At 63.9% G+C, this 11,708-nt stretch carries 13 protein-coding genes; 7 read left to right on the top strand and 6 right to left on the bottom strand.

The genetic code is table 11. From position 1 onward, the window contains the following. The first annotated feature begins 196 nt into the window (after nucleotides 1-196). Nucleotides 197-1,165, top strand: coding sequence for a tripartite tricarboxylate transporter substrate binding protein (locus tag H1D44_RS19905; protein ID WP_181517015.1), 969 nt, complete (start codon nucleotides 197-199; stop codon nucleotides 1,163-1,165). A gap of 93 nt (nucleotides 1,166-1,258) precedes the next feature. Here H1D44_RS19905 and gloA read toward each other — a convergent pair whose 3' ends face one another. After that, nucleotides 1,259-1,792, bottom strand: coding sequence for a lactoylglutathione lyase (gene gloA / locus H1D44_RS19900; RefSeq protein ID WP_181517014.1), 534 nt, complete (start codon nucleotides 1,790-1,792; stop codon nucleotides 1,259-1,261). A gap of 224 nt (nucleotides 1,793-2,016) precedes the next feature. On the opposite strand from gloA, the gene H1D44_RS19895 reads away from it, so the two are divergent. Then, the gene (locus H1D44_RS19895; protein WP_238984508.1) at nucleotides 2,017-2,445 is read left to right on the top strand and encodes a C40 family peptidase; all 429 of its coding nucleotides are present in this window, start codon (nucleotides 2,017-2,019) and stop codon (nucleotides 2,443-2,445) included. A 54-nt stretch (nucleotides 2,446-2,499) separates the two neighbouring features. After that, the gene (thiE, locus tag H1D44_RS19890; RefSeq protein WP_181517012.1) at nucleotides 2,500-3,117 is read left to right on the top strand and encodes a thiamine phosphate synthase; all 618 of its coding nucleotides are present in this window, start codon (nucleotides 2,500-2,502) and stop codon (nucleotides 3,115-3,117) included. 43 nt (nucleotides 3,118-3,160) lie between these two features. Here the strand turns inward: thiE and mntR are convergent, their stop codons facing one another. After that, a complete protein-coding gene (gene mntR / locus H1D44_RS19885; protein WP_181517011.1) occupies nucleotides 3,161-3,643 on the bottom strand; it encodes a manganese-binding transcriptional regulator MntR in 483 nt (160 codons plus the stop codon). Nucleotides 3,644-3,781: 138 nt separating this feature from the next. Here mntR and H1D44_RS19880 point away from each other — a divergent pair, with 138 nt between their 5' ends. Genes H1D44_RS19880 through H1D44_RS19870 form a run of 3 tightly spaced genes read left to right on the top strand, consistent with a single transcriptional unit; the run spans nucleotide 3,782 to nucleotide 6,396 of the window. Further along, complete coding sequence (locus H1D44_RS19880; protein WP_181517010.1) at nucleotides 3,782-4,687, top strand: metal ABC transporter solute-binding protein, Zn/Mn family; 906 nt, start codon at nucleotides 3,782-3,784, stop codon at nucleotides 4,685-4,687. After that, nucleotides 4,680-5,465 (top strand): metal ABC transporter ATP-binding protein, encoded by a 786-nt coding sequence (locus H1D44_RS19875; RefSeq protein WP_181517009.1) that lies wholly within the window; start codon nucleotides 4,680-4,682, stop codon nucleotides 5,463-5,465. Before H1D44_RS19880 ends, H1D44_RS19875 begins: the two co-directional genes overlap by 8 nt. 43 nt (nucleotides 5,466-5,508) lie before the next feature. Further along, nucleotides 5,509-6,396 carry a metal ABC transporter permease gene (locus tag H1D44_RS19870; RefSeq protein ID WP_181517016.1) on the top strand — a complete coding sequence of 296 codons (888 nt, stop codon included), beginning with the start codon at nucleotides 5,509-5,511 and terminating at the stop codon, nucleotides 6,394-6,396. On the opposite strand, the gene H1D44_RS19865 is transcribed toward H1D44_RS19870, so the two are convergent. After that, nucleotides 6,393-7,268, bottom strand: a complete 876-nt coding sequence (locus H1D44_RS19865; RefSeq protein WP_181517008.1) for a DMT family transporter — start codon at nucleotides 7,266-7,268, stop codon at nucleotides 6,393-6,395. The two genes, H1D44_RS19870 and H1D44_RS19865, sit on opposite strands and share 4 nt — an antisense overlap. A gap of 317 nt (nucleotides 7,269-7,585) precedes the next feature. Here H1D44_RS19865 and H1D44_RS19860 point away from each other — a divergent pair, with 317 nt between their 5' ends. Further along, nucleotides 7,586-8,227, top strand: coding sequence for a DUF1826 domain-containing protein (locus tag H1D44_RS19860; RefSeq protein WP_181517007.1), 642 nt, complete (start codon nucleotides 7,586-7,588; stop codon nucleotides 8,225-8,227). Nucleotides 8,228-8,336: 109 nt separating this feature from the next. Here the strand turns inward: H1D44_RS19860 and H1D44_RS19855 are convergent, their stop codons facing one another. The 3 genes from H1D44_RS19855 to dksA form a co-directional block, all read right to left on the bottom strand. Continuing rightward, nucleotides 8,337-9,632, bottom strand: coding sequence for a D-alanyl-D-alanine carboxypeptidase (locus H1D44_RS19855; RefSeq protein ID WP_181517006.1), 1,296 nt, complete (start codon nucleotides 9,630-9,632; stop codon nucleotides 8,337-8,339). A gap of 184 nt (nucleotides 9,633-9,816) precedes the next feature. After that, nucleotides 9,817-11,046: a zinc metallochaperone GTPase ZigA gene (gene zigA / locus H1D44_RS19850; protein WP_181517005.1), complete on the bottom strand. Its 1,230-nt coding sequence runs from the start codon at nucleotides 11,044-11,046 to the stop codon at nucleotides 9,817-9,819. Beyond that, nucleotides 11,046-11,474, bottom strand: coding sequence for an RNA polymerase-binding protein DksA (gene dksA / locus H1D44_RS19845; RefSeq protein ID WP_181517004.1), 429 nt, complete (start codon nucleotides 11,472-11,474; stop codon nucleotides 11,046-11,048). Before dksA ends, zigA begins: the two co-directional genes overlap by 1 nt. Nucleotides 11,475-11,708: the final 234 nt, after the last annotated feature.

Below are 11,708 nucleotides of genomic sequence, written 5' to 3'. Positions count from 1 at the left end.
GCCATCCTGCTCGACCGCCCCATCGCCCTGGCCTTCGTCGTCTTCACCGTGCTGATGGCGCTGCACCTGGGCTGGAGTAGCTATCGTCAATGGCTGCGCAAGCGGCTCAAGGCTCCGCCCGCTTGACCGCGTGACTACGCTGCCGGCACCGGCCGGCATAACCACACCACAACAACGCAACCACGAGGTTCCGATCATGAAAATGAAACTGCTGGGTACTGCCATCCTCTCTTCCGCCATGGCCTTCGGCGCGGCAGGCATGGCCCAGGCCGATGATTTCCCGAGCAAGCCGCTGACCCTGGTGGTCGGCTGGGGCGCCGGTGGCAGCACCGACATCCAGGCCCGCGTACTGGCCGACATCATGAGCGAGGAGCTCGGCCAACCGGTCAACGTGGTCAACCAGCCCGGCGCCGGCGGCGGCGTGGCTCTGGCCCGCCTGGCCAACAGCCGCGACGAGGGCTATACCTTCGTCTTTGGCACCTCCATGACGATCACCTTCGGCCCGCTCTCCTCCGAGACCACCTACGAGCTGGACGACTTCCGCTACGTGGCGGGCGTGACCCTCGGCCAGTCGGCCATCGTCACCGGCGAGGATCGCCCCTTCGGTGACAGCTGGGAGGACCTGGTGGCCTACGCCCAGGAGAACCCGGGCACCAGCTACGCTACCCAGACCGCACTCGACCGCATGATCATCGAGTACATTGCCCAGCAGGAAGGCCTCGACCTGCGCATCGTGCCCACCTCCGGTGGCGCCGGCATGGCACCGCTGATTCTCTCCGGCGACGTCGACTTCGCCTACAGCGGCGGCACCCACTCCGGTTACGCCGACACCGGCGAGATGCCGGTGCTGCTGAGCCTGGCCGAGGATCGCCTGGTGGCCTTCCCCGACGCTCCGACGCTTCAGGAAGCCGGCTACGACATCAACGCTGCCGAGATCCGCGTGGCCATGGTGCCGAAGGACACTCCGGACGCCCACGTCGAGCGCCTGGCCGAGGCCCTGAAGGCGGCCACCGAGGACGAGCGCTTCATCGAGATCACCGAGGAGCGCATCCTGATGCCGGTGACCTGGATGTCTGAGGACGAGGTGACCCAGACCCTGAGTGACCAGGTCAAGGGCTACAAGGCGCTGATCGAGGAACTCGGCGGTCTGCCCGGCGAGGAGTGATCCCCCCAGCGGCCCTATCATGACCGGGCCTTGTGCACAACGACGCCGCCCCTTGGGGCGGCGTCGTTGTCATGCCCATGGCAGAGAGAAGGCTCAGTCTCCCAGCGCTCCCAGCCGGTCGGCCTGGACCACTTCGATCCAGTAGCCATCCACATCCTTGACGAAGATGACGTCCTTCATCTTGCCCTGGTCCGAACGCTTGACGAACTCGACGTCATTGTCGTCGAACCACGCCTCGGCGGCGTCCAGGTCGGGTACCGAGAAGCAGATATGGCCGAAGCCCTGGGGCTGGGCATTGCCATCGTGGTAGGCGAAGTCGTCCTGGGTCTCGGTGCCCCAATTGTGAGTCAATTCCAGCAGTCCCGTCTGGCTGAAGGTCCAGACCGTACGCTCGCCCTGCTCCTCCGGCACCTGCTCGACGTCTTCCAGCCTGGCCAGAAAGTAGAGCGAGAAGTTCATCTCCTCGAAATCGAGCCGACGCATGACTCGCATGCCAAATACGCGGGTGTAGAAGGCCAGTGCCTTCTGCGGATCCTTCACCCGCAGCATAGTATGGTTGAGGCGAAAACCCTGTGAGTCCGCCGTCGGCGCTTCGACGCCCGGGTGCTGCTCTCCCTTGAAGCCCATGCTTGTCTCCTGTGGTATCACTGTCATATGACGATGATGCGGATCGCTGCGACGTTTTTCCAGCCGCAAGCGGCTGTCATGACCTTCGGATCGCGCTAAAGTAGGAAAAGCACCGTCATGCAGAGCGACCGCCCATGCCCACCTCACCCAGGCTTGAACAGCTAGCGTCAGCAGCCACCCGGAGCACCGCCGGACTGCGCCACTTGACTTGGCTGCTGGCGCTGATGCTGCTGGCCGGCTGCGCCAGCCGCGACCTCGCCACTCACGATCCGGGAAGCGACGGCCTCTCGATGGAACGGGCGCTGATCCTCGCCACGGCCAAGAACGCGCTGGGCACACCCTATCGCTTCGGCGGCAATACCCCGGAAGGACTCGACTGCTCAGGCCTGGTGGAGATGGCTTATCGTTCAGCCGGCATCCCGGTGCCTCGCACCGCCGACGAGCAGTTTCGGGCCCTGCCGGCCGTGAATCGAGCCCAGCCCGGCGACCTGCTGTTTTTCGGCGACCGCCGCAAGGCGACCCATGTGGGCATCTATCGCGGCGACGGCCAGATGATCCATGCTCCGGGCAGCGGGCGGGAAGTCACCAGCGTGCCGTTGCATATCGATTACTGGCAGCAGAGGTTTCTAGGTGCCGCCGGCCCGGCCCCCTGACGCCGCTCTGCAGGGTAGGTAAAATAGCGAACCTACCCACACCGCGGTGACGACATGCGCATCAACCTCTCCCTCTATCTGGTGACCGACCCCGAGCTCTGCGCCCACCACGGGCTGGTGGAGACCGTAGTGGCTGCGGTGCGTGGCGGCGTCACCGTGGTGCAGCTGCGCGACAAGCACGCCTCCGACGACGAAATGATCGACCAGGCACGCCGCCTCAAGACGGCTCTGGCCGGCAGCGGTGTGCCGCTGATCGTCAACGACCGGCTCGCGGTAGCGGTGGAGAGCGGCGCCGATGGCCTGCACATCGGCCAGGACGATGGTGACGTGGCCGCAGCCCGCGCAGCGCTGGGCGAAGGCGCAATTCTCGGACTCTCGGTACAGACGCACGAACAGCTGAAGCAGCTCGATCCAGCCTCACTGGATTATCTCGGCTTCGGCCCGGTGTTTGCCACTTCGACCAAGCAGGACCACGCCAGGCCGCTCGGCTTCGCCGGCCTGGCATCCCTGGTGGCAGCAAGCCCGCTGCCGGCCGTCGCCATCGGCGGGCTGAAGGCCGAACATGTCGAACAGGTCAGGGCAGCCGGCGCCAAGGGGCCAGCCGTGGTATCGGCCATCTGCGGCCATCCCGACCCTGAAGCTGCCGCACGGGCCTTCTTCGAGACATGCTAGACCACGTGCAGGAGCGGAAGGCGAACAGGCCTGAGGCGAAGCTTCAGGAGCTGCGACGCTCCTGCTCGCGGGTGAAGCGCTGCATGACGTCCAGGGTTTCCTGACTGACGTGATGCTCCATGCCTTCGGCATCAATGCGCGCGACGGGATCGCTGATACCCAGGGCGCGCAGGAACTGCAGCACGATGGCATGGCGCTGATGCGACATGGCCGCCATCTCCTCGCCCTTCTCGGTCAGAAACAGCGAGCGATAGGGCTTGCTCGAGACCAACCCCAGTGACTTGAGCCGCGCCACGGTCTTCGACACCGTCGCCTGGCTGACGCCCATGCGGGCGGCGATATCCGTGGAACGCGCCTCGCCCTGGTGCCTGAGCAGGTCAGCGATCAGCTCCACATAGTCTTCGAGAAGCTCGGTTTCATGCGCGTTGCGCACGGCTGCGTACTGCTGCGCATGCTGATCGCTGGGCGGCAGGGCGTCCGCCTTGCTAAGGCGATCCGGCGTCACGTCGTTCGGGGAATCGGTCATCGCGCCAATATAGCCAAACTCCTGATAGCGCAGCAACAACCGCTTGATAGGAATTTCCAATCACTATACAACTTAACCTTGGCTAAGATATTAACTATACACTTAGACCCTGACTGAAATGCGACAGGAGATGGATCGATGGCGCTTGCCAAGGGTTTGCCCCTGCTCTGGGCTCTCGCCCTACCGATGTCCGCCCTTGCCCAGGAGCCCCCGCTCAAGGTAGTGGCTACCTTCTCGGTGTTGGGAGACCTGGTTAGCGAGATAGCAGGCGACGAAGCCGAGGTCAGCGTGTTGACCCCGGTGGGTGCGGAGGTCCATGAATGGGAGCTGATACCGAGCAACTTCATCGCCCTCGAGCAAGCCGACGTGGTGTTCTACAACGGCCTCGATCTCGAGCAGTGGATCGGCCAGGTCAATGCCACGGTGGGTGACGAGGTACCGGTCGTGGCGCTTGCCGAACAGAGCGGCTACCCCACTCAGCCCATCGTGACCGGCGACTATGCCGGCGAGGCCGACCCGCACATGTGGATGGATCCACGCGCCGTGGCGGAGTACGTGCGAGTGATCGCCGAGACCCTCGCCGAAGCCCGGCCGGAAAGCGCCGAGGATTTTCAGGCCCGCGGGGAGGCACTGCGCGACTCACTGCATGAGCTTCACGACGAGTTGAGCCAAGCACTTGCCCCTCTTCCCGAGGAGCAGCGCCTGCTCATCACCAGTGAAGCGGCCTTCGTCTACTTCGCCGAGGCCTTCGGCTTCGAGCATGACGGTATCTGGGGCACCAACGCGGAAGAAGAGGGTTCGCCGCGCCAGATCATGCGCATCGTCGACCTGATCGAGGAGAAACAACCGCCGGCCATCTTCTGGGAGAGCACGATTTCCGACCGCCACGTGCGCAGCGTGGCCGACGAGACCCAGGTGGCCATTGCCGGCCCCCTGTATGTCGATTCTCTCAGCGAGCCGGACGGCGAGGCACCCGACTATGCCGGCATGATGCGGCACAACGTGCAACTGCTGCTCGATACCCTGGGAGATGCCGATGGCTGATTCCGTCCCTGCACTCGAGGCGCGAGGCCTGTGGGCGGCCTACCACCAGCAGCCCGTTCTCGAGAACCTTGACCTCTCGCTGCCGCAGGGCGAGTGGACGGCGATCGTCGGCCCCAACGGGGCCGGCAAGTCGAGCTTGCTCAACCTGGCCATCGGCAGCCTTGCCCCCGTCCGCGGTGAACTCAAGCTGCTCGGCCAGAGTGCCGCCTCCCAGCGCAGGGCCGGCAGTATCGCCTACATGGCCCAGCAGGAGCACATGGAGTGGGACTTTCCCATCTCGGTGCGTGAGACGGTGCTGACCGGCCGCTATGGTCTGATGCGCCTGGACCCACTCTGGCAACGCCTGGCACCACGTTTATGGGCCAACCCGAGTCATCGTGCGGCCGTGGACGCCGCGCTGGAGGCCGTGGACATGGCCGACCACGCTGCACGTCCCATCGGCGAGCTCTCCGGGGGCCAGAAAAAGCGCGTCATGCTGGCACGCACCCTGGCCCAGCAGGCGCGAATCCTGCTGCTGGACGAGCCCCTGGCGGGTGTGGACCCTCCCAGTGAGGCGCTGATCATGGCGACGCTGGAGAGTGAGCGCAGCGCCGGTCGCACCATCATCATGGTGACCCACGACCTGCCCGGCGCACGCCGCTATGCCGATAACGTCGTGCTGATCAACCGAACCCTGATCGGTATGGGTTCGCCCGACGAGATGCTCAGTGATGCCATGCTGGCACGCCTGGCCGTCGGCGCTCCCGAGATTGCCGGGGGCATGCGTGTCGCAGCTTGAACTGCTCGCCACCGGCGTGATCGATGCACTGATCGGCGGCTTGATGCTGGCGGTGAGCCTGCTTCCGGACAGCCTGGCTGCACCGTTCGACTATCGCTTCATGCAGCGCGCCCTGCTCACCTCGGTGCTGGTGGGGGCGATCTGCGGCCTGCTCTCCTGCTACGTGGTGCTCAAGCGCTGGTCGCTGCTCGGCGATGCCATCTCCCATGCGGTGCTGCCCGGCGTGGCCATCGCCTACCTGCTGGGCTGGCCGTTCTTCATCGGCGCCTTCGTCACCGGCGCGCTGACGTCGCTGGGCATCGGTGCGCTGGAGCGCCATACCCGGATCAAGGCGGATGCCGCCATGGGCCTGATGTTCACCGCCGCTTTCGCCCTGGGCATCGTCATCATCAGCAAGATCGCCACCAGCACCCACCTGATGCATATCCTGTTCGGCAATGTACTGGGGGTACAAACCTCGGCCTTGATATTGACGCTGCTGGCCAGTCTGGTGGCCGTGGTAACGATCTGGCTAGCCTATCGGCCTCTGCTGCTCTACACCTTCGATCCGCAGCAGGCCCAGGCGCTGGGTTTCAACACCAGTCTCATCCACTACGGCTTGATCCTGCTGCTGACGCTGACCATCGTCGCCAGCCTCGAGACCGTGGGTATCATCCTGGTCGTGGCTATGCTGATTACCCCCGGCGCCACGGCTCATCTGCTTACCGACCGCTTTCCATTGATGCTGGCGATCTCGGTCAGCGTCGGTGTCACCTCCGCCGTGGTGGGCCTGGTAATGTCGGTATCGCTGGACGTCGCCTCGGGTGGCGCCATCGTGCTGGTGGCATCGGGCCTGTTCCTCGTCGCCCTGCTGGCGGCCCCCAAGCATGGCCTGGTGGCACGCCACTGGCGGCGTTGGCGCCTGAACCGCGCCAACCCGAGCGTGGATTAAGACGTCGGCCGGCGTTTCAACGTCGTCCGGCGGTCATGATAGGCGATCGCCAGCCCGCTACCGATGATCAAGGCGCTGCCGATAAAGACCCACAGGTCCGGGATCTCTCCCCAGAACCACCAGCCCAGTAGCACCGCCCAGAGCATGGCGGTGTAGTCGAAGGGGGCGGCAATGGCCGCCGGGGCAAAGCGGAACGCCATGGTGATGCAGGCAGTGGCACCCACACCGAATATCCCCGCCGCCAGGAAGCCGGGCCAATGCCAGGTTGCCGGCGTCTGCCACACCCAGGGCAGCGAGGCGGCAGTCAGCACCAGCGGCACCAGCGTCATGTAAAAGACCATGGCCCAGAGGTGCTCGGTGGCGCCGTAACGCCTGGCGGTGATCATCATCAGCGCATAGAAGACCGCGGCACCGATCAGCACCAGCGAGCCTAGCTGGAAGGCATCCCCGCCCGGGCGCACCACGATCAGCACCCCCACGAAGCCGATCAGCGACGCCACCAATACCGGCGTGTCGATCCGCTCGCCCAGCAGCGGCACCGACAGCAGGGTGACGAACAGTGGTGCGACGAAGGCAATCGCCGTGGCCTCGGCCAGCGGCAGCAGGGTCAGGCCGATGACGAAGCAGACCATGGTGCCGGTGTAGATCAGGCCGCGCACCAGATGCACGCCGGGGCGCCGGGTGCGCAGCTTGCGCAAGCCGCCTCCATAATGTGCCAATAGCGCGATCAAAGGCAGCGACACCAGGGTACGGAAGAAGATGATCTGCAGCGGCGAGTGCACCTCGCCCAGCCACTTGGCAATGGCATCGCCGATGGCCAGGCAGAGTACGCCGGCACACATGAACAGGATGCCCTTCAATGACGGCGACATGGCCCCTCCCTGACAGGAAAAAACCACCCCGCCGACCGGGATGGGCGGCGGGGCTCGTTAGTTAACAACCTAACGGGTGGGACGCACGGCGGCAAGTGCCATGCCCCAAGATGACGCATTGGGGTGGGCGCAGGTCGACCCCAGAATGACGCGAGGCCTACAGGGCATGGCCACACCATAATCGTTATGTTATAACGAATCATTCTCAGCGTTCGACCGCCGACATAGCCAAGCGCTCCCGCCATATCTCCCATGGTTTCGAATTGGGCGGGCTCGCGGCGCAAATGATATGTTATAGAGTTTCACAAGGAGGTGCCATGCTGCCCCATCTCTCATCTGATGCTTCGCACTGGGCATTCGGCCAGGACATCGAGGTGCTGCCACGCATTTTCGAGGACGGCATCACCCTTGCCGTCATGCAGCGACGTCTCGACCCGACTCTCACCCTGGCCGTGCGCGCTCAGCTCAGCGGAACTCGCCCGCTCGACTGGCACTGGCGCGGCGCACCCGGCCAAGCCATGCAGCAGGATCTCCTGCGCCGCCTGCCCGCCCCCGAGGCCGGCGCGGCCCTGGCTGAGGACGTGGGACATATCGCCGAAGCCATGGCCTACCTCTTCTCCACCGACACCATCGGCATCCGTCTGCGCACTCTGGAGGGCGCCATGTGCCCGCGCTTCCACGTCGACAACCTGGCAGTGCGTCTCGTGACCACCTATGCCGGCCCGGCCAGCGAATGGCTGCCCGAGCACGCTGTCAACCGCGCCGGGCTCGGTGCCCCGCATCCTGACAAGCCCGACATTGTCGCCGACCCCGCCGCCATCCAACGCCTCGGGGTGGGCGACCTCGCCCTGCTCAAGGGCTGTGGTTGGATCGGCAACGAGGAGCACGGCCTGGTCCACCGCAGCCCGCAGCCGGCTGAGGGTGAACGGCGCCTGCTGCTGGCGCTGGACCCGGGCTGAGGCCGTACCTCTTCCCGGCGGAGACCACACAACCACATCGCCCCGCATGGGCGGGGCGATGTGGTTGTGGAAATGTGGGAACGGAGATGCAGGAACGGATTGGCAGGCGTCAGTAGTGCGCCACCACCATGCAGTCCATGCCCTGGGCACGCAGGCTGTTACAGGCGGAGTGGGCATCGTTTTCCTGCAGGTCGATCAGGCGTGCGCGGAACACCCTCCGCTCGCCCTCCGACTCCGCCACCGACACCCGCAGGTCACGCATAAGGTTGGCAAGCTGGTCGGCAGCACGCGTTGCCAGGTGACGCGCCTGATCCGGGTCGTTGAAGGCGCCGACCTGTACCGCCCAGTTGCCCCCACTCGACTGCGGTGTTTCTGCCTGGGCGATCAAGGCGCGAATCGGGTCGTCGGCGGAGCCCATCTCGACCCCCATTTCGGACTGAAAGGAGAGCCGACGCTCATCCCCTACCGGCTGGCCGGCAGCCTCAGGCGCCGCTGCCAGCTGCAAATCAGAGGCCGGTGGGCTCTCCGGTAGCTCCATGCTGTCACCCAGCACATCGGCCTGGGCAATCCAGTCACCACGCTGCAGCATGGAGAGACGGGCAAATCCACGGTCGAGCAGATCGGCCATGTGGGTATCGCGCGACGCGGCAGTGAAGCCGCCCATCACCACGGAGACAATGCGGCGGTCATTGCGCATCGCCGAGGTTGCCACGTTGAACCCGGAGGCGCGAATGAAGCCGGTCTTGAGCCCGTCAGCACCGGCATAGTTGCGCAGCAGGCGGTTATGACTGGTATGAGTGGTGCCGCGGTAAGTGAAACTCTGGGTGGAAAAGTAGTGGTAGTACTGCGGGAAGTCCTGCATGACCCGGATTGACAGGGTCGCCATGTCCCGCGCCGTGGTGATCTGGCCGTTGTCGGGCAGACCGGACGCGTTGCGAAACACGGTATCGGGCATGCCCAGTTCATGGGCACGCTGGGTCATCATGCGGGCGAAACCCGACTCACTGCCTCCCAGGGCCTCGGCGACTACCACGGCAACGTCGTTGGCGGAGCGCACCACCAGCGCCTTGATGGCGTCCTCGACCGAGATCGTGCTCCCCGCCGTGAGCCACAGCTTTGACGCCGGCATCGAAGCAGCATGGGAGGAGACCGTCATGGGCTGGGAAAGGTGCATGCTGCCGTTCTCAAGTGCCTCGAACAGCATGTACAGCGTCATCACCTTGGTCAGCGAGGCGGGGTAGCGCGTCGCATCGGCGTTGGCAGAATGCAGCACATCACCGCTTTCAACGTCAATGACAATGGCCGCATAGCGGGGGTTGGCCTGTGCGGAACTGATCGTTAGCAGCTGAATACAAAACAAAAGGAAGACGGCCACACCGAAGGAATGTCGGTTGTAGGAGCGCATGACGAACACCTCTGGTTCCCTTTTTTAATCCCTGCGGCCCGATTCTGAAGTGGACCTTGACCTAGTATGGCTGCATAACGGAGCGCTTTACAGCCGAAATAACGAGTTTTTTTGCATATATACCGGCTGCTTCCATGCAAGTTCGTTCAATTAAGCATGTCGGAACAAGTCCTGACAAGACACGCTACTTGCCGGGATGATCCCACGGTGGGAAGGGGTCGGGGAACGAGGCCCAGGCCTGAGGCCCATCCGCCAGCTCGGCATCTCCCAGCAGGCAATCGTCTAGCGCGCGCCGTATCCGCGCCTCGTCGAGGTTCTGGCCGATGAAGACCAGCTCCTGACGCATGTCGCCAAAGGGCTCTTCCCACTTTTCCATAATGTAGGCGCGAGTCTCGGGGTCGGTGGGCCAGCGGGATTCAGGTACCGCCTTCCAGAACATGCCGGCGAAGCCGTAATGGGCGATACCGCCCGCCTGGCTCCACTGGCCGGCGAACTGGGGTCGTGTCGCGAGCCAAAAGAAGCCTTTCGAGCGCAGCAGCTTGCCGCCGAACCAGTCGCCATGCAGCAGGTCGTGAAACTTCTGTGGCTGGAAGGGACGTCGTGCCCGGTAGACGAAGCTCGAAATGCCATACTCCTGGGTTTCGGGCACGTGCTCACCTCGCAGCTCCTTGAGCCAGCCAGGAGCAAGGCTGGCCCGCTCGAAACTGAAGCGGCCCGTATCGAGCACCTTGTCGAGGGACACTTGGCCATTGACCATGGGAATCAGCTCGGAATCCGGATTCAACGAACGCAGCACCGCCATGACCTCCGCCAGCTGCGACTCGTCGACCAGGTCGGTCTTGCTGATAAGCAGCACATCGCAGAACTCGATCTGATCCACCAGCAGGTCGGCCACGTTGCGCTCATCTTCCTCGCCCAGGCTCTCTCCCGCTTCGGCCAGCGACTGCGCCTCACGATACTGCTTGAGGAAATTGACGCCATCCACCACCGTAACCAGGGTATCCAGCCGGGCAACGCTGGAAAGGCTTTGCCCCTTCTCGTCTTCGAAGGTGAAGGTTTCCGCCACCGGCAACGGCTCGGAGATACCCGTCGACTCGATGACCAGATAATCGAAGCGCCCCTCCTGGGCCAACCGGCTCACCTCGATCAGCAGATCCTCGCGCAGGGTGCAGCAGATACAACCATTGCTCATCTCGACCAGCCGCTCCTCGGCCCGGTTGAGGGCGACTTCGCTCTCCTCGCTGTCCGGCCCGCCGCGCACCAGGGCGGCATCGATGTTCACCTCACTCATGTCATTGACGATCACTGCCACGCGACGACCTTCCCGGTTGGCCAGGATATGATTGAGCAATGTGGTCTTGCCGGCCCCCAGAAAGCCGGACAGCACGGTAACGGGCAGGACAGGCTGAGACATTACTGATCTCCTCTGGACTTGCTGAAGTGATGCTCACGCCGCTCCTGGCGCTCTTTGGCCTCCAGGCTAAGCTCGGCCGTCGGGCGCAGCAGAAGCCGCTGCAGGCCAATGGGCTGACCGGTTTCGGCGCAGTAGCCATAGCCGCCATCTTCGATACGCCGCAGCGTTTGACGAATCTTGTGCAGCAGCCGCGTCTCGCGGTCTGCCTGGCGCAGCAGCAGCCGCAGCTCCTCCTCCACGGCAGCACGATCGAGCTCATCGCCACTGCGTTCGTTGTCGGCAATGGCATTGCGCACCTCCACCAGATGCGCTTCCACCTCGGCCTGCTCGGCCAGGAGCCGCTTCCGGAAGAACGCGAGCTGGGCGTCGTTCATGTACTCTTCGTCCGGCATCTCCAGCAGCCGCTGCGCTTCGGGATCGACTTGCATGTTGGCATCTCCGACTAAAACAAATGTTATATCATAACATTAATCGCGCAACACTCATCTCGAGCAAGCTTTCGCGACGGGCCTCTCTACGCCGACTAATTGTAATTAGGCAAGATCTTGCCCGCTGGGCAACTTCTTGCTCGCCCCGGGCAAGATATTGCCTAATTCCACTTAGCTCCAACCGCATCAATTCCAGGCAACTTATTGTATTTATACTATTTACCTGATTCTGGC

Origin of the sequence: Billgrantia kenyensis (genome assembly GCF_013697085.1) — a bacterium.
In the GTDB taxonomy this organism is placed as follows: Bacteria; Pseudomonadota; Gammaproteobacteria; order Pseudomonadales; family Halomonadaceae; genus Halomonas; species Halomonas kenyensis.
Note: the sequence above shows the minus strand (reverse complement) of the source record. Positions and strands in the feature narration are given on the sequence as shown.